The organism is Salmonella sp. SAL04196 (assembly GCF_046550835.1).
Taxonomy (GTDB): Bacteria; Pseudomonadota; Gammaproteobacteria; order Enterobacterales; family Enterobacteriaceae; genus Salmonella; species Salmonella enterica.
The window spans coordinates 1,438,058-1,458,643 of sequence record NZ_JBGDXE010000001.1; the positions used below are offsets into that span (position 1 = coordinate 1,438,058).

19 protein-coding genes are annotated in these 20,586 nt (G+C 55.9%); 9 read left to right on the plus strand and 10 right to left on the minus strand.

What is annotated here, in order from left to right; genetic code table 11:
• Positions 1–24: 24 nt before the first annotated feature.
• Together bioA and ACLJPE_RS07290 are read left to right on the plus strand one after the other, a co-directional pair.
• Positions 25–1,314: an adenosylmethionine--8-amino-7-oxononanoate transaminase gene (bioA, locus tag ACLJPE_RS07285; RefSeq protein WP_000205503.1), complete on the plus strand. Its 1,290-nt coding sequence runs from the start codon at positions 25–27 to the stop codon at positions 1,312–1,314.
• 57 nt (positions 1,315–1,371) lie between these two features.
• Positions 1,372–1,848 (plus strand): kinase inhibitor, encoded by a 477-nt coding sequence (locus ACLJPE_RS07290; RefSeq protein WP_000767403.1) that lies wholly within the window; start codon positions 1,372–1,374, stop codon positions 1,846–1,848.
• Between the two features lie 84 nt (positions 1,849–1,932).
• Here the strand turns inward: ACLJPE_RS07290 and hutH are convergent, their stop codons facing one another.
• The 5 genes from hutH to hutI all read right to left on the minus strand — a co-directional run bounded on the left by hutH (position 1,933) and on the right by hutI (position 8,268).
• Positions 1,933–3,453 carry a histidine ammonia-lyase gene (gene hutH, locus ACLJPE_RS07295; protein ID WP_001092486.1) on the minus strand — a complete coding sequence of 507 codons (1,521 nt, stop codon included), beginning with the start codon at positions 3,451–3,453 and terminating at the stop codon, positions 1,933–1,935.
• Position 3,454: 1 nt separating this feature from the next.
• Positions 3,455–5,140 carry a urocanate hydratase gene (gene hutU, locus ACLJPE_RS07300; protein WP_001115217.1) on the minus strand — a complete coding sequence of 562 codons (1,686 nt, stop codon included), beginning with the start codon at positions 5,138–5,140 and terminating at the stop codon, positions 3,455–3,457.
• A 196-nt stretch (positions 5,141–5,336) separates the two neighbouring features.
• On the minus strand, positions 5,337–6,062 hold the full coding sequence (locus tag ACLJPE_RS07305; protein WP_000287407.1) for a histidine utilization repressor: 726 nt from the start codon (positions 6,060–6,062) through the stop codon (positions 5,337–5,339).
• Positions 6,063–6,106: 44 nt separating this feature from the next.
• Complete coding sequence (gene hutG, locus ACLJPE_RS07310) at positions 6,107–7,048, minus strand: formimidoylglutamase (RefSeq protein WP_039513025.1); 942 nt, start codon at positions 7,046–7,048, stop codon at positions 6,107–6,109.
• Entirely contained in the window at positions 7,045–8,268 is a 1,224-nt protein-coding gene (gene hutI, locus ACLJPE_RS07315; protein ID WP_039513022.1) for an imidazolonepropionase, read from the minus strand. The genes hutG and hutI overlap by 4 nt, the downstream gene beginning before the upstream one ends.
• A gap of 237 nt (positions 8,269–8,505) precedes the next feature.
• On the opposite strand from hutI, the gene ACLJPE_RS07320 reads away from it, so the two are divergent.
• Entirely contained in the window at positions 8,506–9,789 is a 1,284-nt protein-coding gene (locus ACLJPE_RS07320) for a putative acyl-CoA thioester hydrolase (RefSeq protein ID WP_001094763.1), read from the plus strand.
• Positions 9,790–9,932: 143 nt separating this feature from the next.
• On the opposite strand, the gene pgl is transcribed toward ACLJPE_RS07320, so the two are convergent.
• Positions 9,933–10,928, minus strand: a complete 996-nt coding sequence (pgl, locus tag ACLJPE_RS07325) for a 6-phosphogluconolactonase (RefSeq protein ID WP_000815468.1) — start codon at positions 10,926–10,928, stop codon at positions 9,933–9,935.
• A 163-nt stretch (positions 10,929–11,091) separates the two neighbouring features.
• Between pgl and ACLJPE_RS07330 the strand changes: the two genes are divergently transcribed.
• A complete protein-coding gene (locus tag ACLJPE_RS07330) occupies positions 11,092–11,910 on the plus strand; it encodes a pyridoxal phosphatase (protein WP_001748281.1) in 819 nt (272 codons plus the stop codon).
• Here ACLJPE_RS07330 and modC read toward each other — a convergent pair whose 3' ends face one another.
• From modC to ACLJPE_RS07350, 4 genes are all read right to left on the minus strand, one after another.
• Entirely contained in the window at positions 11,911–12,969 is a 1,059-nt protein-coding gene (modC, locus tag ACLJPE_RS07335; RefSeq protein WP_000891710.1) for a molybdenum ABC transporter ATP-binding protein ModC, read from the minus strand.
• A 2-nt stretch (positions 12,970–12,971) separates the two neighbouring features.
• A complete protein-coding gene (gene modB, locus ACLJPE_RS07340) occupies positions 12,972–13,661 on the minus strand; it encodes a molybdate ABC transporter permease subunit (RefSeq protein ID WP_000604026.1) in 690 nt (229 codons plus the stop codon).
• Complete coding sequence (gene modA / locus ACLJPE_RS07345) at positions 13,661–14,434, minus strand: molybdate ABC transporter substrate-binding protein (protein ID WP_000951416.1); 774 nt, start codon at positions 14,432–14,434, stop codon at positions 13,661–13,663. Before modA ends, modB begins: the two co-directional genes overlap by 1 nt.
• Before the next feature lie 166 nt (positions 14,435–14,600).
• Positions 14,601–14,750 (minus strand): AcrZ family multidrug efflux pump-associated protein, encoded by a 150-nt coding sequence (locus ACLJPE_RS07350; protein ID WP_000891513.1) that lies wholly within the window; start codon positions 14,748–14,750, stop codon positions 14,601–14,603.
• A gap of 128 nt (positions 14,751–14,878) precedes the next feature.
• Here ACLJPE_RS07350 and modE point away from each other — a divergent pair, with 128 nt between their 5' ends.
• The 5 genes from modE to galT all read left to right on the plus strand — a co-directional run bounded on the left by modE (position 14,879) and on the right by galT (position 20,585).
• Positions 14,879–15,667 (plus strand): molybdenum-dependent transcriptional regulator, encoded by a 789-nt coding sequence (gene modE / locus ACLJPE_RS07355; RefSeq protein WP_001147418.1) that lies wholly within the window; start codon positions 14,879–14,881, stop codon positions 15,665–15,667.
• 67 nt (positions 15,668–15,734) lie between these two features.
• Positions 15,735–17,210 carry a molybdate ABC transporter ATP-binding protein ModF gene (gene modF / locus ACLJPE_RS07360; RefSeq protein ID WP_039512985.1) on the plus strand — a complete coding sequence of 492 codons (1,476 nt, stop codon included), beginning with the start codon at positions 15,735–15,737 and terminating at the stop codon, positions 17,208–17,210.
• A 170-nt stretch (positions 17,211–17,380) separates the two neighbouring features.
• Positions 17,381–18,289, plus strand: a complete 909-nt coding sequence (locus ACLJPE_RS07365; RefSeq protein ID WP_000885516.1) for a DUF2167 domain-containing protein — start codon at positions 17,381–17,383, stop codon at positions 18,287–18,289.
• Positions 18,290–18,511: 222 nt separating this feature from the next.
• Positions 18,512–19,528 (plus strand): UDP-glucose 4-epimerase GalE, encoded by a 1,017-nt coding sequence (galE, locus tag ACLJPE_RS07370; RefSeq protein ID WP_001265465.1) that lies wholly within the window; start codon positions 18,512–18,514, stop codon positions 19,526–19,528.
• A gap of 10 nt (positions 19,529–19,538) precedes the next feature.
• Entirely contained in the window at positions 19,539–20,585 is a 1,047-nt protein-coding gene (galT, locus tag ACLJPE_RS07375) for a galactose-1-phosphate uridylyltransferase (RefSeq protein WP_000187471.1), read from the plus strand.
• Position 20,586 lies beyond the last annotated feature (1 nt).

Genomic DNA, 20,586 nt, shown 5'->3' on the forward strand with positions numbered 1-20,586 from the left:
TTTAATTTGGTTTACAAGTCGATTATGACAACGGACGATCTGGCCTTCGATAAACGCCATATTTGGCATCCTTACACTTCCATGACCTCGCCGCTGCCGGTATATCCCGTTGAGCGGGCCGAAGGCTGCGAGCTGGTTCTCGCCTCGGGCGAACGCCTGATTGAGGGGATGTCCTCCTGGTGGGCGGCCATTCATGGTTATAACCACCCGCAATTGAACGCGGCGATGAAAGCGCAAATTGACGCCATGTCGCATGTCATGTTCGGCGGCATAACCCATCAACCTGCGGTGAATCTGTGCCGTAAGCTGGTCGCGATAACGCCTGAGCCGCTGGAGTGTGTCTTTCTGGCCGACTCTGGTTCGGTGTCGGTAGAAGTGGCCATGAAGATGGCGCTGCAATACTGGCAGGCGCGGGGCGAATCGCGTCAGCGTTTTCTGACGTTTCGCCACGGTTATCATGGCGACACGTTCGGCGCGATGTCGGTGTGCGATCCGGATAACTCCATGCACAGCTTGTGGAAAGGCTATCTGCCGGAAAATCTGTTCGCGCCGGCGCCGCAAAGCCGGATGGATGGCGAATGGGATGAAAGCGACATCGCGCCATTTGCCCGCCTGATGGCCGCGCATCGCCATGAAATAGCCGCCGTGATTCTGGAACCTATCGTTCAGGGCGCGGGCGGGATGCGCATATATCATCCACAATGGCTCAGGCGTATTCGTAACATGTGCGATCGCGAAGGCATTCTGCTGATTGCCGATGAAATAGCCACCGGGTTTGGCCGTACCGGCAAACTGTTCGCCTGCGAGCACGCCGGGATCGCGCCGGATATTCTGTGTCTCGGCAAAGCCTTAACCGGCGGCACCATGACCCTCTCGGCAACGCTCACGACACGCCAGGTTGCAGAGACTATTAGCAACGGCGAGGCGGGGTGTTTTATGCATGGCCCGACGTTTATGGGGAATCCGCTGGCCTGCGCCGTCGCCTGCGCCAGCCTGACGCTGCTGGAGAGCGGCGAATGGCGTCAGCAGGTGGCGTCTATCGAGTCTCAGTTACGTGCTGAGTTAGCCCCCGCGCAAAGTTCGCCCTGGGTGGCGGATGTGCGGGTGTTGGGCGCGATTGGGGTGGTTGAAACCACGCATCCGGTCAATATGGCGGCGCTTCAACGCTTCTTCGTCGGGCAAGGCGTCTGGATCAGGCCGTTCGGCAAGCTAATCTACCTGATGCCGCCCTACATTATTCGACCGGATCAACTGCGCCGTTTGACCCAGGCGGTCAATGACGCGGTACACAATGAAACATTTTTTAGCCATTAATCAGCGGTAAGCGATGCTGCTTCTGGCTACACTTCTGGTGAGTCAAAAGGAGAGCGCATGAAACTTATCAGCAACGATTTGCGCGATGGAGATAAACTTCCTCATCGCCACGTTTTTAACGGTATGGGCTATGATGGCGATAATATTTCGCCGCATCTGGCCTGGGACGACGTGCCGATGGGCACCAAAAGTTTTGTCGTGACCTGTTACGATCCCGACGCGCCGACCGGCTCCGGCTGGTGGCACTGGGTGGTGGTGAACCTCCCGGCGGATACGCGCGTACTGACCCAGGGGTTCGGCTCAGGCCTGGTGGCCGTACCAGACGGCGTCATTCAGACGCGTACCGATTTCGGTAAAGCGGGCTACGGCGGCGCGGCGCCGCCTAAAGGGGAAACGCACCGCTATATCTTTACGGTTCACGCGCTGGACGTCGAGCGTCTTGACGTTGATGAAGACGCCAGCGGCGCGATGGTCGGCTTTAACGTGCATTTCCATTCGCTCGCCAGCGCCTCGATCACGGCGATGTTCAGTTAAACGCTGTGCCGGATGGCGGCGTAAACGTCTTACCCTACCAACGAGTTGGGTAAGCCGAATAAGCGCCTCGCCATCCGGCAGCATTCACATAAAGTCCGGCACCAGACGCTGTAACGCGCCTTGCGCCAGCAGCGCCGTCGCACACTCAATATCGGGTGCGAAAAAACGATCCTGCGTATAGTGCGCCACCCGCTCGCGCAGTGTCTGCCGCGCCTGTTCCAGTAACGGGCTGGAGGTTAACCCTTCCCGTAAATCTATCCCCTGACAGGCAGCCAGCCACTCCACGGCAATGATGCCGCGGGTATTCGCCGCCATTTCCCAGAGTCGTCGCCCTGCCGCCGGGGCCATTGAGACATGATCTTCCTGATTCGCCGAGGTCGGCAGGCTATCCACGCTGTGCGGGTGCGCCAGCGCTTTATTCTCGCTGGCGAGCGCTGCGGCGGTGACCTGGGCAATCATAAAACCGGAATTAACGCCGCCATTTTTCACCAGAAACGGCGGTAACTGCGACATATGTTTATCCATCATCAGCGCGATGCGCCGCTCCGATAGCGCGCCGATTTCCGCTATCGCCAGCGCCAGATTATCCGCCGCCATGGCAACCGGTTCAGCATGGAAGTTACCGCCGGAGATCACCTCCCCCGCATCGGCAAAGACCAGCGGATTATCGGACACCGCGTTGGCCTCAGCCAGCAGTACCTCTTTCGTCTGACGTAACTGGGTCAGACAAGCGCCCATTACCTGCGGCTGGCAGCGAAGGGAATACGGGTCCTGAACTTTATGACAATGGTGATGTGATTCAGCAATGGCGCTGGTATCGGTCAGCAGATGCCGGAACAACCGCGCGACGTCAATTTGCCCCTGTTGTCCGCGCGCGGCATGAATGCGCGCATCAAAAGGACGGCGCGATCCCAGTACGGCTTCGGTAGTCAGCGCGCCGCAGACAACGGCGGAGGCAAATAACTCCTGTGCCTCAAACAAACCGCGCAGCGCGAAGGCCGTCGACGCCTGGGTGCCGTTAAGCAGCGCCAGCCCCTCTTTGGCCGCCAGCGCGACAGGCTCCAGTCCGGCCTTTTTTAGCGCCGTCTGCGCCGGAAGCCATTCGCCCTGCCAGCGCGCTTTTCCTTCGCCAAGCAGCGTCAGCGACAGATGCGCCAGCGGCGCTAAGTCGCCCGACGCGCCAACCGACCCTTTTGCCGGAATCAGCGGATACACGCCGGCATTCACCAGAGCGATGAGCGCTTCTATCACGCTCAACCGAATCCCGGAAAACCCGCGCGCCAGACTATTGATTTTCAATACCATGATCAGACGCACCATCGCGTCATCCAGTGGGTCGCCTACGCCCGCGGCGTGAGACAGCACCAACGATCGCTGTAGATTTTGCAAGTCTTCATCAGCGATGCGCGTCTGCGCCAGCAGGCCGAAACCGGTGTTGATGCCGTAGGCGGTACGCCCTTCGGCAACGATATCATTGACGCACGCGACGCTGGCGTTAATGCCGTCAATGGCGCTGGCGTCCAGCCGAAGCTGTACCGGATGACGCCAGACATCGTACAGTTGAGAGAGGCTTAACTGCCCCGGAGTGAGTGTTATGGTGTTCATATCAGCCTTTCCCCTGCGTCGCCGCAACCATCGGTAAATTCAGACCTTGCTCAACAGCGCATTCCACCGCGAGATCATATCCGGCATCGGCATGGCGCATGACGCCCGTCGCCGGATCGTTGTGTAACACGCGGCGAATACGCGCGGCGGCCTCGTCAGTGCCATCACAGACAATCACCATACCGGCGTGTTGCGAAAACCCCATCCCCACCCCGCCGCCATGATGGAGCGATACCCATGTCGCCCCGCTGGCGGTATTCAGCAACGCATTTAACAGCGGCCAGTCGGAAACCGCGTCGGAACCGTCGCGCATCGCTTCGGTTTCACGGTTAGGGCTGGCGACAGAACCGGAATCCAGGTGATCGCGGCCAATCACAATAGGCGCGGATACCTCACCGCAACGCACCATTTCGTTGAATGCCAGCCCCAGTTTTTGCCGCCACTCCAGGCCTACCCAGCAGATACGCGCCGGTAACCCCTGAAAATGAATGCGCTCGCGCGCCATATCCAGCCAGTGATGCAGATGTTTATCCTCAGCCACTATCTCTTTGACTTTGGCATCGGTTTTATAGATATCCTGCGGATCGCCGGACAGCGCCACCCAGCGAAACGGCCCGATGCCACGACAGAACAGCGGACGAATATAGGCTGGCACAAATCCCGGAAAATCAAAGGCGTTTTCCACCCCCATCTCTTTCGCCATCTGGCGAATATTGTTGCCATAGTCAAAGGTCGGCACGCCCATTTGACTGAACGCCAGCATCGCCCGAACATGTGCCGCCATGGAACGTTTCGCTGCCTGCATCGTCCCGTGGGGATCGGATTGCGCGTTTTTCTGATACTCCTCCCAGCGCCAGCCGGAGGGTAAATAGCCATGTAGCGGATCGTGGGCGCTGGTCTGATCGGTCACCAGGTCCGGGCGCACGCCGCGATTAACCAGTTCCGGCAGGATATCCGCCGCGTTCGCGCACAGGGCGACGGACACGGCTTTCCCCTCGCGGGTGTAGCGCGTAATGCGGGCCAGCGCGTCATCCAGCGTGGCGGCCTGCTCATCCACGTAACGAGTACGCAGACGAAAATCGATACGGCTTTGCTGGCATTCAATCGTCAGCGAACACGCTCCGGCCAGCGTCGCGGCTAGCGGTTGCGCGCCGCCCATGCCGCCCAGCCCGGCGGTCAGCACCCAGCGTCCCGCCAGCGTGCCGTTATAGTGCTGACGCCCCGCCTCGACAAAGGTTTCGTATGTTCCCTGCACGATTCCCTGGCTGCCGATATAGATCCAGCTTCCGGCCGTCATCTGACCGTACATCGCCAGCCCTTTCGCATCCAGTTCGTTAAAATGTTCCCATGTCGCCCAGTGGGGAACCAGGTTGGAGTTGGCGATTAATACCCGCGGCGCGTTGTCGTGCGTTTTAAATACGCCGACCGGTTTGCCAGACTGAATAAGCAACGTTTCGTCCGCCTCCAGCCGGGTGAGCGCATCAACAATAGCGTCATAGCATTCCCAGTTGCGCGCGGCGCGACCAATCCCGCCGTAGACCACCAGCTCATGCGGATTTTCCGCCACGTCAGGATCGAGATTATTCATTAACATCCGCAGCGGGGCTTCTGTCAGCCAGCTTTTCGCCGTTAATACCGTGCCTCGGGGCGCGCGGATAGTCTGCTGACGATACTTGCTTTCAGGCATAGCAATGACTCCTCATTGTTATCGGTCTGCCATCGCCAAATAACGCTAAAACGCCACTATCAGGCACCGCCGCAGACCCACAGATAAGAATCAGACATATACTTGTCTATACAAGTAAGCACAAGAATAGAATCAACAAAAATGATACAATTTTGTTATATTGTGTCAGCAATCACGTTTTCCGGCAGCAGTCCGCTCAGGAGATAAATCGTCCCTGTAGCCGGTAGCGCGACCCGGGGAAAAGTAAGCGGGCGTGAGAAACAATCCGCGACGCGGACCAGGTTGTACGACGAATGAGCAGACAAGGCTCATGCTCTTTGATAGTTAACCACGCGCACTCTTGCGCCGTGGCGCGCACCGCCTCCACAATATGTTCCCCTTCCGTTAGCGGCGCGATCCGCGACAAATAAGCGTGCGGCGTGGTCTGACGGTAATCTTGCGTCAGGTAATCCACGGCAATATCCGCATTCACGCAGCGATCTTCAATTTGTACCGGCAGATCGTTTTCATAATGCACCATGATGGAATGGAAAATGACATCGCTCTCATTGACGTTGAGAGCGCTGGCCTGGATGGCGTTTGCCCGCACGCGCTCCAGCGTGAGCACCTCACAACGATGCTGATGACGGCGGGCGGCAATCTCCTCGGCGATACTGCGGACTTCAAACAGCGCGGACTGGCCTTTTGGTTCGGCGACAAACGTCCCCACGCCCTGTAAACGCACCAGCCACCCTTCATCCGTCAGCTCACGCAGCGCCCGGTTGATGGTCATTCGGCTAAAGCCATACTGCGCGACCAGTTCAGCTTCCGACGGAATGCGATCGTGCGGCTGCCAGACGCCGTCGGCTATTTTTTTACAGATGTCCTGTTTCACCGTTTCGTAAAAAGGCGCAGGCGCAGAACGGGAGCGGGATGAATACATGCGTGAAGCCTTCCTTATGCGGATAGTGTTTTCCGGATGACAGATTAACGCCACCAGTGCGCGATTTGCCAGCCAAGCCGCGCCGCCACGCGCGCCGCTGCGCCATCTTCATCAAAGCGTGGATTAAATTCAACCAGATCCGCCGCCTGTAATTTTCCGCTGCGGCAAACCGGCTCAATTAAACGCAGAACCTGTATCAGTGGCACGCCCAGCGCTGCGGGAGCGGAGACGGCCGGCATTTCCCAGACAGGCAATACGTCGAGATCGATAGTCAGATAAATTTTATCCACCTTGTCGATAAACTGCGCCATCTGCGCCAGCGCGTCATGGCAGTCCAGATCCTCCACCACGGTAGCATTCCGCCACTGCGCTTCCCGCCACAACGCCTGCGTATTTGCCGCACGGCTCACGCCGAAACAGGCATAATGAAACGCGCGGCTCTGCGCGTCGCATAGCTGCGCCAGTTGACGAAACGGCGTCCCGGATGTTGCCCGGTCGGTCTGACGGAGATCCAGATGCGCATCAAGATTAATGATCCCTACGCTTTCCTGCGCAAACGCGTCCAGCACCCCCGCGCCGTGTCCAAACGCGGTTTCATGCCCGCCGCCCAGCACCAGCGTGCGCATCCCGGCCCGCAGACAGCGGCTTACCGCATCGCGCAAGGCCTGCTGCGCGCCTTCCAGATCGGGCGTCGGCGCAACCCAATTGCCTAAATCCACCAGCCGTTCATGTCCCTGGTGGCTGGCCATATTCGCCAGCGCTTTACGCAACGCGTCCGGGCCGCCTGCCGCGCCGGGACGACCTGCATTGCGTTTTACCCCCTCGTCGCAGGCAAATCCCATTAACGCTATCTTTTGCTGCCAGTTGTCGGGGGAAAAGGTCTCGCTGCGCGTGACAGTCTGAAACAGACGCCGCGCATCCGGCGCTTCTATACTGTCATCGCGCCCCTGCCAGAGCGCCGGAGAAGCCGGATACCATTGCGTCATGAGATTTGTCCTCTGTATACCCGCAGATATAAAGGGTTACGCCCCGGCTCATACACAATCTCTACCGGCTGTTCAGCATCCCACACCACAAAATCTGCCCGGTAGCCGGCCCTGAGCTGCCCATGCGTCGCCTGTCTTCCCAGCGCGCGTGCGGCATGGCGCGTAACGCCCGCCCATGCCTCTTCCGGCGTCAGACCAAACTGTACGCAGGCCATATTCATCGCCAGATGCAAACTGCAAAACGGGCTGGTGCCGGGATTGAAATCGCTGGCGACGGCGACAGGCACCTGATAGCGGCGCAGCAGTTCAACCGGCGGGCGCTGCGTCTCGCGCAGAAAATAAAACGCACCGGGCAACAACACGCCGACAGTACCGCCGTCACGCATCGCCGCGACGCCAGCTTCATCAAGATATTCGATATGATCCGCCGATAAACCCTGATAACGGCTCACTAGCTGCGCGCCGCCCAACAGCGAAAGCTGCTCAACATGGCCTTTAACGGGAATACCTAACGCCTTCGCCGTCTGCAATACGCGCTCACTCTGCGCCACATTAAAGCCGACGCTCTCGCAAAAGAGGTCTACCGCATCAAATAACCCTTTTTGCCAGAGCTGCGGAATCATCGTCTCGCAGACCAGAGTGATGTAGCCGTCCGGGTCGTCACGATACTCCGCTGGCGTAGCATGAGCGGCAAGTAGCGTGGGGCTAATGTCGATAGCGTTTTCGGCGGCAAGTTTTGCAGCGACGCGCAACAGCTTTTCTTCTGTCGCCAGCTCCAGACCATAGCCGGATTTAATCTCCAGCAGCGTAACGCCTTCGCTGGCAAGGCGCATCATGCGTTCGCGCGCCAGCAGGTAGAGCGTCTCTTCCGCACAGGCGCGGGTTGCTGATACCGTCGCGTTAATGCCGCCGCCCTGAGCGCTAATATGCTGGTATGACGCGCCGTTAAGCCGCTGCTCCCACTCTGCGGCGCGGTTACCGGCAAACACCAGATGCGTGTGGCAATCGATAAGTCCCGGGGTTACCAGTCGTCCCTGCATATCATGGATATTGTCCCCGCTGACAGGAAGCTGCGTCTCTGGCACGATATCGCAAATATGCCCTTCGCGTACAATCAGCGCCTGGTTATCCACCAGCCCATACGGGGCTTGCCGCTGCGGGTCCATTGTCGCCAGCCTGATGTTTCGCCAGACAGTATCGCCCGGTAAAAGTTGCCGCATTCCTGTCGCTCTCTTGCCTGTCATGAGTTGTATAGACATTTATTTTCTTTCTGCTCCGGATTGTCAACTCAAAGCGCGAAAGTTGTTGCTTAATTGTGATAAAACTATCTGATGCTACAGGTGTTTCCAGCCTGAAAAGGAACTTTTTACCTTTTCGCCTTCCCGTTTCGTTCAACTTAGTATAAAAAAGCAGGCTTCAATGGATGTCATTTAACTTTTTCAAGCCCGGAGCAACCTGTGAATACATTATCGGTTTCCCGTCTGGCGCTGGCACTGGCTTTTGGCGTGACGCTGAGCGCCTGTAGCTCTACGCCACCCGATCAGATCCCTTCCGATCAAACCGCGCCTGGCACCGCCTCGCGCCCAATTCTGTCGGCAAATGAAGCGAAAAACTTCGTTGCGGCGCACTATTTTGCCTCCCTGACGCCGAATACCGCCCCGTGGTCGCCGTCGCCGATTACCCTGCCCGCACAGCCTGACTTTGTGGTAGGGCCGGCAGGTACGCCAGGCGTTACGCACACCTCGATTCAGGCCGCGGTCGATGCGGCAATGGTTAAACGCACGAACAAACGCCAGTACATTGCTATTATGCCGGGCGACTATCAGGGGACCGTGTATGTTCCCGCCGCGCCGGGAAGTTTGACCCTGTACGGGACCGGTGAAAAACCGATCGATGTGAAAATTGGGATGGCGATTGATGGTGAAATGAGCGTCGCTGACTGGCGCCGCGCGGTGAATCCCGGCGGGAAATATATGCCTGGTAAACCCGCCTGGTATATGTTCGATAACTGCCAAAGCAAACACGCCGCGACGATCGGTGTGATGTGTTCTGCCGCGTTCTGGTCGCAGAATAACGGTCTGCAGCTACAAAATCTGACCATCGAGAACACGCTGGGCGACAGTGTCGATGCCGGAAACCATCCGGCGGTGGCGCTGCGTACCGATGGCGACAAAGTCCAGATTAACAAGGTCAATATCCTTGGCCGCCAGAACACCTTCTTTGTGACCAACAGCGGCGTGCAGAACCGTCTGCAAACCGATCGTCAGCCGCGTACGCTGGTGACGAACAGCTATATTGAAGGCGATGTGGATATGGTGTCCGGACGCGGCGCCGTGGTGTTCGATAACACCAACTTCCAGGTCGTCAACTCCCGCACACAGCAGGAAGCCTACGTCTTCGCCCCGGCTACGCTGTCCAATATTTACTATGGCTTTTTGGCGATCAACAGCCGCTTTAACGCCTCCGGCGATGGCGTTGCGCAGCTTGGCCGCTCGCTGGATGTCGACGCCAACACCAACGGTCAGGTAGTGATCCGCGACAGCGTGATTAACGAGGGCTTTAACGTTGCCAAACCGTGGGCCGACGCGGTCATCTCGAAACGTCCGTTTGCCGGAAATACGGGAACCGTGGATGACAAAGGCGAGGTGCTGCGTAATCTGAACGACACTAACTACAACCGCATGTGGGAATACAACAACCGCGGTGTAGGCAGTAAAGTGGTGGCGGAACCTAAGCAGTAATCGCCGTTCCGGTTCAGGCTTATAAACGGGCCGCCGCAGCAGATGTGGCGGCCCGTGGTTTTACTGCAAGCGATGTTTATTGAAATTAATCAGGCATCCTGCCCTGATGAGCTCCAGCCCGCCGCCCTCCGGCACACAGCGCTTTAGTACGCGTTCACCACAACCCACATTGGCCCCTGGCCGACGGCATAACGACCTTTTTCCGTCAGCAACCCCTGAGTGCCCGTAATTTCATAGACCGCGATATGATGTGATTTTTGACCCGCAGCAATCAGGTATTTTCCGCTATTGTCGATATTAAAGCCGCGCGGTTGGGCTTCCGTCGGCTGGAAGCCTTCAACGCTCAGTACGCTGCCGTCTTCGGAGACACTAAAGACGGTAATCAGACTGGCGGTGCGGTCACAGGCATACAGATGCCGTCCATCCGGCGTAATATGAATATCCGCCGCCCAACGGGTATCGGAAAAATCGGCGGGCATCATATCCAGGGTTTGTACGCACTCTATCTCGCCATGCGGATTTTTAAGCTGCCAGACATCCACCGAACTGTTCAGTTCATTGACGCAATACGCATATTGTCGATTCGGGTGGAAGACCATATGACGCGGGCCTGCCCCTTCGACTGTATTTACTTCCGCCGGCTCCTGGGCCACCAGATGGCCGTCATCGCTTAGCGTAAACAGACAAATGCGATCCTGTTTTAGCGCAGGCACCCACAGGGTACGGTTATCAGGCGTAATATTTGCCGAGTGGCAGCCATCCAGCCCCTCCACCACATCCACCAGCTCAACCGGCAGGCCATCCTGTAAACGCGTCACGCTGACATTACCGGCGTTATACGATCCGACAAAGACAAAACGACCATGATGATCGGTAGAAATATGGGTCGGGCTACCCGGCAGGGCGGATTCGGCGGCAAACGTCAGCGCGCCATCATCCGGCGCAATACGATACGCCAGGACACGAAACTCCGGGCGCACGCCGACATAGAGGTAGCGTTTATCCGGACTGACCACCATCGGCTGAACCTGACCGGGCACATCCACGACCTGCACCAGCGTCAGCGTCCCTTCGTGGTTCAGGCTCCAGACGTGAATTTGCTGACTCTCAGGGCTGGCGGTATAGACTGTTTGTTTCATGAATACTCCTTTGCATATGGCATGTAGCTGCAATAACAGGACACAGCTTAACGTAGTCGCTTTTGACGGCGAATGCTGAATTCAGACGCAGAATTTTGTCTGCTTACCGTCCCGGTGTACCATGCCGACAGACGGAATTATTACTCTTAATCTGGAAAAAATTATGACTGCACGCGTGATTGCCCTCGATTTAGACGGAACGTTATTAACCCCGCATAAAACCTTACTCCCCTCCTCGCTTGACGCGCTATCACGCGCCAAAGAGGCGGGCTTTCAACTTATCATTGTCACTGGTCGCCATCACGTTGCTATTCATCCTTTTTATCAGGCGCTGGCGCTGGAAACACCTGCTATTTGCTGCAACGGCACCTATTTGTATGATTATCAAGCTAAAACTGTCCTGGATGCCGATCCTATGCCCGTGGATAAGGCGTTGCAGTTGATTGATTTACTGGATGAGCATCAGATTCACGGCCTGATGTATGTTGATGACGCTATGCTTTACGAACACCCAACCGGTCACGTCGTGCGTACCTCCCGGTGGGCGCAGACCTTGCCGCCGGAGCAACGTCCGACCTTTACACAGGTCTCTTCGTTGGCGCAGGCGGCGCGCGACGTGAATGCCGTGTGGAAGTTTGCGCTTACCGATGAAGATATTCCCAGACTACAGCGGTTCGGTCAGCATGTTGAACAGGCGCTTGGCCTGGAGTGCGAATGGTCATGGCACGATCAGGTGGATATCGCGCGCAAAGGCAACAGTAAAGGCAAGCGCCTTACCCAGTGGATAGAAGCGCAGGGAGGGTCAATGAAAAATGTGATCGCTTTCGGCGATAACTACAACGACATCAGTATGCTGGAGGCGGCAGGCACCGGCGTTGCGATGGGCAACGCCGATGAGGCGGTGAAAGCGCGCGCTGACGTTGTGATCGGCGATAACACTACCGATAGCATCGCCAAATTTATTTACACCCACCTGCTATAGTCAGGCGGTGATAGAAACGCTTTTCACCTGCGCGTAAAGCCACAGGCCAGGCTTGATATTCAGCTCATCCCTGGCCCACGGGCTTATTCGCGCCCACAGCGTTCTGCCGCCTATCTCAAGCTGGACTTCCACCTGTCCGTTATCGTCATAACAATTCGCCACTTTTGCCCGCAATACGTTGCGGATACTGGTCTGCTGCGGCGGCTGTAGTACCAGCGAGACATCCGACGCCTGTATACGAATACGCAGTGTGGATTGCAGCGGCTGATTGAGTTTATTTACCCACAGGTGCTGGTCGCCAAGCGCCAGAGCGGTCATGGCATAATGCGGGTGATGCTCCAGCACGCTGACTTTCAGAATACTGCTCTGTTGCTCTTTCGGCAGCCACGGGTGCATAACGCTGCTTCCCCAGACCTCCTCCAGCGGGCCAAACGCTTTAACCTGTCCATCCTCCAGCACCATGACTTTATCCGCCAGGTGGAGAATTTCATCGAGAGAATGGCTGACATACAGCATGGGAATATTGATTTCCCGCGCCAGCCGTTGCAGGTACGGCAGTAATTCGCGTTTTCGCGGGATATCCAGCGAGGCCAACGGTTCGTCCAACAGCAGCAACTCCGGGGCGGTGAGCAATGCCCGGCCTATCGCTACGCGCTGTTTTTCTCCGCCGGACAGGCTCCCCGGCAGGCGATCAAGCAACGCTTCAATTCCCAGCAGCGACACCAGCTTATCAAACTGACCGGTCATGCTTTTCGCCATACCGTAGCGCAAATTGCCGCGTACTTTGTAATGGGGGAACAGGCGCGCATCCTGGAAAACATAACCGATGCGGCGCTTTTCCGGCGTTAAACAGATACCGTTTTCCGCGTCATGCAACACCCGACCATTCAGCGCGATGCGTCCTTTTTGCGGGCGAGTCAAACCGCTGATGGCATTAATCAGCGAGGTTTTTCCCGCGCCGGAGACGCCAAAGATAGCCGTGATCCCACTGGCTGGCAGCGTTTCGTTGAGGGTTAAACAGTGCGTTCCCAGCGTCTGGGAAAAATTAAGCTCCAGCATGGTTAGCGCCCCGTCCGTTCACGGCTAATCCGCGCCAGCCATTCAGAAATCAACAGCGAAATCAGCGCTAATACAATCGAAATCACGCACAGCCTCGCCGCCGCGCTCTCCCCGCCAGGCGTCTGAATCAAAGTATACATGGCGGAAGGTATGGTGCGGGTTTCGCCCGGAATATTGGAAACAAAGGTAATGGTCGCGCCAAATTCGCCAAGCGAACGGGCAAACGCCAGCACCGTACCAACAATAATACCCGGCAGGGTAAGCGGTAAGGTGATAGTCAGAAAAACGCGCCAGCGCCCGGCGCCCAGCGTTCTGGCGGCCTGTTCAAGCTTGATATCCACCCCCTCCAGCGCCAGCCGAATGGCCCGCACCATCAGCGGGAAGGACATCACCGCCGCCGCCAGCACGGCGCCGCGCCAGCTAAAGGCAAACGTGAGACCGAACCAGTCATACAGCCACTGGCCAATAAATCCGCGTCGCCCCATCGACACCAGCAGCAGATAGCCGACCACCACCGGCGGCAGCACCAGCGGCAGATGCAGGACGCTATCAAGTAAGGCTTTGCCCGGAAACCGGCATCGCACCAGTAACCAGGCAAAAAAGATCCCAAACGGCAGGCTAAACAGCACGGCCAGGGAAGACACTTTCAGGCTAAGAAGGACAGCCTGCCATTCTGGATCGGTCAGTATCATTACTTCGTCGTAAATCCATAACGTTTAAAGATTGCCGAGGCCTGCGGTCCTTTCAGGTAATCATAGAACGCGCTGACGGTCGCATTTTTATGCCCCTCCACGATAGCGATGGGGTATTCCACTTTTTTATGTGAATCTTCCGGGAACGTCGCCACCACGTTGACCCCCTTGCTGGCGACCGCATCAGAACCGTATACAATGCCCAAAGGCGCTTCGTTACGTTCGACCAGCGCCAACGCGCCGCGCACATCCTCGCCCGGCGCCAGTTTCGGTTCAAGCGTTTGCCATGCGCCCAACTTTTGCAGCGCTTCTTTGGCATAAATTCCCGCCGGTACGTGTTGCGGATCGCCCACTGCCAGACGTCCGCCGTTCAGCAGACGAATCCAGTCCGTTTTGTTGTCGATGGTAAACGGTTTTTGCTCGCTGGCTTTCGGCGCCACCACCACCAGGCTATTGCCAAGCAATGTTTCGCGCGTCGTGGTATCCACCGCTTTTTTATCGGCTGCGTAATCCATCCATTTCTGGTCAGCAGAGATGAACAGATCCGCCGGCGCGCCCGCTTCTATCTGGCGCGCCAGCGTTGAAGAGGAGGCGAATGAGGAGACCACATCCACATTTTTCTCTTTTTTATATTCTGCCGCAATGTCTTGCATCGCGTTCGTTAGCGACGCGGCGGCAAATACGGTGATCTTGCCTTCATCCGCCAGCGCATGACCAGCGATGACGAAAGATAATGTCGCCCCTGCGACCAGGCGTAACCAGGAATGCGCCATCTGTAACTCCTTGTGCGTTTCGTTATGTAAACGATAATATAACGATAATCTCAGGGGTTTCCCAGCGGTTATTCATACCCATTAACGATTAAACACAGAAAATATCGGCAGGAAAAGCAGGATCTTGAGTAACAAAAACGCCCGACTGAGCGGGCGTTTGGGGAAATCAGCGGTTCTGTCTGGACTGGTCTTTCTGACCGATACCGGAAAAAATGTTGAACACCTCACCCAGACCGTAAATCAGACCGAGGATGATGGCCATCACTACCGGTACCATGATGACGGCGAATACCAGACTTTTTAATAACTCTAACATGGGCAACTCCAGATATAGTCCTCTTTGTATTTTAACCGCATCACACAGAAAAGCACTCCCCTTTTGTGCGGTCGGCTTTGCGCTGACGCGCTTTTCAGTCACAATAGTCTTTTTACCAGGAGCTGGTTATGCAGGCCGAAATCCTTCTTACCCTGAAACTTCAGCAAAAGCTTTTTGCCGATCCCCGACGTATCTCTCTGCTGAAACACATTGCGCTTTCCGGCTCGATTAGTCAGGGCGCGAAAGACGCGGGAATCAGCTATAAGAGCGCCTGGGATGCGATAAACGACATGAACCAGCTTAGTGAACATATGCTGGTTGAACGCGCAACGGGCGGCAAAGGCGGCGGCGGCGCGGTATTAACCCGCTATGGTCAGCGTCTGATCCAGCTTTACGATTTGCTGGGCCAAATTCAGCAAAAAGCGTTCGATGTGTTAAGCGACGATGACGCCCTGCCGCTTGACAGTCTGCTGGCCGCTATTTCCCGCTTTTCACTGCAAACCAGCGCCCGAAATCAGTGGTTCGGCACCATTACCGCCCGCGATCGCGATCAGGTGCAACAGCATGTCGATGTGCTGCTGGCCGACGGCAAAACGCGGCTTAAAGTCGCGCTGACGGCGCAAAGCGGCGAGCGTCTCGGCCTGGAGGAAGGTAAAGAAGTGCTGATCCTGCTAAAAGCGCCGTGGGTTGGCATTACCCGGGATGCAGCCGTTGCGCGCGCCGCTGACAATCAGTTGTCGGGAACGATCAGCCATATCGAGCGCGGCGCGGAACAGTGTGAAGTGTTGATGGCGCTGCCGGACGGCCAGACGCTGTGCGCCACGATACCGACTTCAGATGCCGCCACGTTAAAGGAAGGCGATGACGTGATTGCCTGGTTTAATGCGGACAGAGTGATTATTGCAACGTTGTGCTAAGCACATTGACATCCGTTGCCGAAAGACGTATCCCTGTCATTCATCGCTGCAAAAAATGGGATGCAAAATGTCATCGTTGCAAATTTCGCAAGGCACGTTTCGTCTGAGCGATACAAAAACACTTCATCTGGATTCGCTGACGCTCAATGCGGGCGATAGCTGGGCATTCGTTGGGGCTAACGGGAGCGGGAAGTCGGCGCTCGCCCGCGCGCTGGCGGGTGAACTGCCGTTATTAACAGGCGAGCGCCAGTGTCGGTTTACCCGCATTACTCGTCTGTCCTTTGAACAATTGCAAAAGCTGGTCAGCGATGAGTGGCAACGTAATAACACCGATATGCTCAGTCCTGGCGAAGACGATACCGGGCGCACTACCGCGGAAATTATTCAGGATGAAGTTCACCATCCTGCCCGCTGTGCGATGCTGGCGCAGCAGTTCGGCATTTCCGCTTTACTCAACAGGCGTTTTAAATACCTTTCTACCGGCGAGACGCGAAAAGCGCTGCTGTGTCAGGCGCTGATGTCTGAGCCGGAGTTATTGATCCTTGATGAACCGTTCGACGGACTTGACGTGACCGCCCGTCAACAACTGGCGCAACGCCTGACGGCGTTGAACCAGGCGGGTATGACCCTGGCGCTGGTACTCAACCGTTTTGATGAGATCCCGGACTTCGTGCAGTTTGCCGGCGTGCTTGCCGACTGTACGCTGGCGGAGACCGGAACGACGACAGAGTTACTGCAACGGGCGTTGGTCGCTCAACTCGCGCACAGCGAGCGTCTGACCGACGTACAATTACCCGAACCGGACGAACCTTCCGCCCGCCATGCGTTACCCGATGGCGAACCACGGATCGTACTTAACGATGGCGTAGTCTCGTATAACGATCGCCCTATCCTCCACCACCTAAGCTGGCGAGTAAATCCAGGCGAACACTGGCAGATCGTCGGTCCTAACGGAGCGGGTAAGTCTACATTGCTTAGCCTTATTACTGGCGATCACCCGCAAGGCTACAGCAACGATCTTACGCTGTTCGGGCGGCGGCGAGGAAGCGGCGAAACAATCTGGGATATCAAAAAACATATCGGCTACGTCAGCAGCAGTTTACATCTGGATTACCGCGTCAGTACCACGGTACGCAATGTCATTCTCTCCGGCTATTTCGATTCTATCGGCATTTACCAGGCCGTTTCAGACAGGCAACGAAAACTGGCGCAACAGTGGCTGGATATTCTGGGAATCGATAAGCGCACGGCGGATGCCCCTTTCCACAGTCTCTCCTGGGGACAGCAGCGGCTGGCGCTGATCGTGCGCGCGCTGGTTAAACATCCGACAGTGTTGATTCTGGATGAACCGCTGCAAGGGTTGGATCCGCTGAACCGCCAACTGGTACGCCGTTTTGTGGATGTATTAATTCGCCAGGGAGAGACCCAACTGCTGTTCGTTTCCCATCATGCAGAGGATGCGCCTGCCTGTATTACCCACCGACTGGAATTTGTACCAGAGGGCGAAAGCTATAAGTACGTTTCCGGACGATGCAATAATTAAATGTATTATCAGAATGGCGCCGCGCGCCATTCTGGAACCGCTCTCCTTTTATTAAGAATAATAATAACGGTCGATAAGCTTACTATCTCTTGAATCGCTGACCGCCTCATTGTCATAATAATCCTGAAATTTTCGACAATGATGTCGTATGTGAATATAAGGGATTCATTATGGCTTTTCGTTTTCCACAAATAATACTATTTTTACTGGCAGCCATGTTATTTTGCCCCGGCAGTTATGCTGAGCAAAAGCCGACCGCTGCGCAGGAAGCACGTAAAACCGCCGTTGAGGTCGCTGTTGAAGGCATGAGTCGCGCCGCCGTTGCGGGTCCGACAAAGATTAGTTTAGGTGATAAAGCCACGCTTAATCTGCCGGAAGGATTTACCTGGATACCCGCAAAAGAAGCGGCGGTATTTATGCGTGAAATTGGTAACTATGTTGACGATGAATATTTTTACGGTCTCGTATTTAAAAAGGAAATGAATGGATTTATTTCTATCGAATATGATGATTCTGGTTATGTAAAAGATGATGATGCAAAAAATTGGGATGCCGATGAATTAATGGATAACCTGCGCAAAGGCACAAAAGAAGCGAATAAAGATCGTATTGCAAAAGGCATTGAGCCGATAGAAATTATTGGCTGGATCGAGAAGCCTACCTACGATGCAACCAATCATCGTCTGATCTGGTCCGCCGCCATCCATGATATCGGCACCAACGAACCACTGAATGAACAAGGCGTGAACTACAACACCTATCTGCTGGGACGTGAAGGCTATTTTTCTTTAAATCTGGTGACCGACAGAGGTTCTGTTGACCACGAAATCCCGCTGGCGAAAAGAATTCTCAGTTCCGTCAAGTTCAACCCTGGACAACGCTACGCTGACTTCAACGAATCAACGGACAAAATAGCGGAGTATGGGCTCGCCGCGCTGATTGGCGGTATCGCGGCCAAAAAAGTAGGTCTGCTTGCTATGCTCGGTATCGCGTTACTTAAATTCTGGAAAGTGACCGCCATCGGCGTCGTCGCTGTCGGGGCGCTCGCCAGGAAGCTACTCTCGCGTAAAAAAGACTGACAGCTCCTGCCCCGTCCGTTTCATTCCCAGGCGCGTAACGCGCCTTTTTTTCGGATAAAAAGCAGAAGCATTCTCAAGCCAGATGATTTGTAATCATTTAATTGATATAAATGCGTAAAATCACCAGCGTGTAAACGATTCCACTAATTTATTACATGTCACACTTTTCGCATCTTTGTTATGCTATGGTTATTCCATACCATAGGCTTAACGGAGCGAATTATGAGAGTATTGGTTACAGGTGGTAGCGGTTACATTGGAAGTCATACCTGCGTACAATTGCTGCAAAATGGTCATGACGTCGTCATCCTCGATAACCTCTGCAACAGCAAGCGCAGCGTGCTGCCCGTTATTGAACGTCTGGGCGGTAAGCACCCGACCTTTGTCGAAGGCGATATTCGCAACGAAGCGCTTATAACCGAAATTCTGCACGATCACGCGATTGATACCGTGATTCACTTTGCCGGCCTGAAAGCCGTCGGCGAATCGGTCGCCAGGCCGCTGGAGTACTATGACAACAACGTCAACGGTACGCTGCGGTTGGTCAGCGCCATGCGTGCGGCCAACGTTAAAAACCTTATTTTTAGCTCCTCCGCCACCGTTTATGGCGATCAGCCCAAAATTCCTTACGTCGAAAGTTTTCCTACCGGCACGCCGCAAAGCCCCTACGGCAAAAGTAAATTGATGGTAGAACAGATCCTCACCGATCTGCAAAAAGCCCAGCCGGAGTGGAGTATTGCGCTGCTGCGTTATTTCAATCCGGTCGGCGCGCACCCGTCGGGCGACATGGGAGAAGATCCGCAAGGTATTCCGAATAACCTGATGCCCTATATCGCCCAGGTCGCCGTGGGTCGTCGCGAATCGCTCGCCGTTTTCGGCAACGATTACCCGACCGAGGATGGCACCGGCGTACGCGATTACATTCACGTTATGGACTTAGCCGACGGGCACGTCGTGGCGATGGAAAAACTGGCGGACAAATCCGGCGTACATATTTATAACCTCGGCGCGGGTGTCGGCAGTAGCGTCCTGGATGTGGTCAACGCCTTTAGTAAAGCCTGCGGTAAACCCATTAATTACCACTTCGCGCCGCGTCGCGACGGCGATCTCCCGGCGTATTGGGCGGATGCCAGCAAAGCCGATCGCGAGCTGAACTGGCGCGTCACCCGCACGCTTGACGAAATGGCGCAGGACACCTGGCACTGGCAGTCACGCCATCCGCAGGGATACCCAGATTAAGGATGTTGTTATGACCCCATTTAATCCCATCGATCATCCGCATCGCCGTTATAACCCGCTTACCGGCCAGTGGGTTCTGGTTTCGCCGCATCGCGCAAAACGCCCCTGGCAGGGGGCGCAGGAAACGCCGTCTCAGCAAATGCTGCCGGCCCACGATCCGGACTGCTTCCTGTGTGCGGGCAATACGCGTGTCACCGGCGATAAAAATCCCGATTACAAAGGGACTTACGTCTTTACTAACGATTTCGCGGCGCTGATGGCCGACACGCCGGATGCGCCGGACAGCCACGATCCGCTGATGCGCTGTCAGAGCGCGCGCGGCACCAGCCGCGTGATCTGTTTTTCTCCCGATCACAGTAAAACGCTGCCGGAGTTGAGCCTGCCCGCGCTGACGGAAATCGTCAGAACCTGGCAGACGCAGACCGCCGAGTTAGGCAAAACCTATCCGTGGGTGCAGGTCTTTGAAAATAAAGGCGCAGCGATGGGCTGTTCGAACCCGCATCCACATGGACAGGTCTGGGCCAACAGCTTCCTGCCGAATGAGGCCGAACGCGAAGATCGTTTACAAAAAGCCTACTTCGCCGAGCAGCGCTCGCCAATGCTGGTGGATTATGTCCAGCGGGAACTGGCGGACGGCAGCCGCACCGTGGTCGAAACCGAACACTGGCTGGCGGTGGTGCCTTACTGGGCGGCGTGGCCGTTCGAAACGCTACTGTTACCCAAAACGCATGTCCTGCGCATTACCGATTTAAACGACGAGCAGCGCGACTCTCTGGCGCTGGCGTTGAAAAAGCTGACCAGTCGTTATGATAACCTGTTCCAGTGTTCCTTCCCCTACTCAATGGGCTGGCACGGCGCGCCGTTTAACGGTGAAGAAAACGCACACTGGCAGTTGCACGCGCACTTTTATCCGCCGCTGCTGCGCTCTGCGACCGTCCGCAAATTTATGGTCGGCTATGAAATGCTGGCGGAAACCCAGCGTGATTTAACCGCAGAACAAGCGGCTGAACGCCTGCGCGCGGTCAGCGACATCCATTTTCGCGAATCCGGAGTATAAA

Coding starts and splice junctions, on each gene's coding strand:
- modE (WP_001147418.1), top strand. CDS start 14,879: ATGCAGGCCGAAATCCTTCTTACCCTGAAACTTCAGCAAAAGCTTTTT.
- galE (WP_001265465.1), top strand. CDS start 18,512: ATGAGAGTATTGGTTACAGGTGGTAGCGGTTACATTGGAAGTCATACC.
- hutI (WP_039513022.1), bottom strand. CDS start 8,268: ATGCGGCAACTTTTACCGGGCGATACTGTCTGGCGAAACATCAGGCTG.
- ACLJPE_RS07305 (WP_000287407.1), bottom strand. CDS start 6,062: ATGTATTCATCCCGCTCCCGTTCTGCGCCTGCGCCTTTTTACGAAACG.
- ACLJPE_RS07290 (WP_000767403.1), top strand. CDS start 1,372: ATGAAACTTATCAGCAACGATTTGCGCGATGGAGATAAACTTCCTCAT.
- ACLJPE_RS07365 (WP_000885516.1), top strand. CDS start 17,381: ATGGCTTTTCGTTTTCCACAAATAATACTATTTTTACTGGCAGCCATG.
- modF (WP_039512985.1), top strand. CDS start 15,735: ATGTCATCGTTGCAAATTTCGCAAGGCACGTTTCGTCTGAGCGATACA.
- modC (WP_000891710.1), bottom strand. CDS start 12,969: ATGCTGGAGCTTAATTTTTCCCAGACGCTGGGAACGCACTGTTTAACC.
- modB (WP_000604026.1), bottom strand. CDS start 13,661: ATGATACTGACCGATCCAGAATGGCAGGCTGTCCTTCTTAGCCTGAAA.
- hutG (WP_039513025.1), bottom strand. CDS start 7,048: ATGACGCAATGGTATCCGGCTTCTCCGGCGCTCTGGCAGGGGCGCGAT.
- hutU (WP_001115217.1), bottom strand. CDS start 5,140: ATGCCTGAAAGCAAGTATCGTCAGCAGACTATCCGCGCGCCCCGAGGC.
- modA (WP_000951416.1), bottom strand. CDS start 14,434: ATGGCGCATTCCTGGTTACGCCTGGTCGCAGGGGCGACATTATCTTTC.
- bioA (WP_000205503.1), top strand. CDS start 25: ATGACAACGGACGATCTGGCCTTCGATAAACGCCATATTTGGCATCCT.
- pgl (WP_000815468.1), bottom strand. CDS start 10,928: ATGAAACAAACAGTCTATACCGCCAGCCCTGAGAGTCAGCAAATTCAC.
- ACLJPE_RS07330 (WP_001748281.1), top strand. CDS start 11,092: ATGACTGCACGCGTGATTGCCCTCGATTTAGACGGAACGTTATTAACC.
- galT (WP_000187471.1), top strand. CDS start 19,539: ATGACCCCATTTAATCCCATCGATCATCCGCATCGCCGTTATAACCCG.
- ACLJPE_RS07350 (WP_000891513.1), bottom strand. CDS start 14,750: ATGTTAGAGTTATTAAAAAGTCTGGTATTCGCCGTCATCATGGTACCG.
- hutH (WP_001092486.1), bottom strand. CDS start 3,453: ATGAACACCATAACACTCACTCCGGGGCAGTTAAGCCTCTCTCAACTG.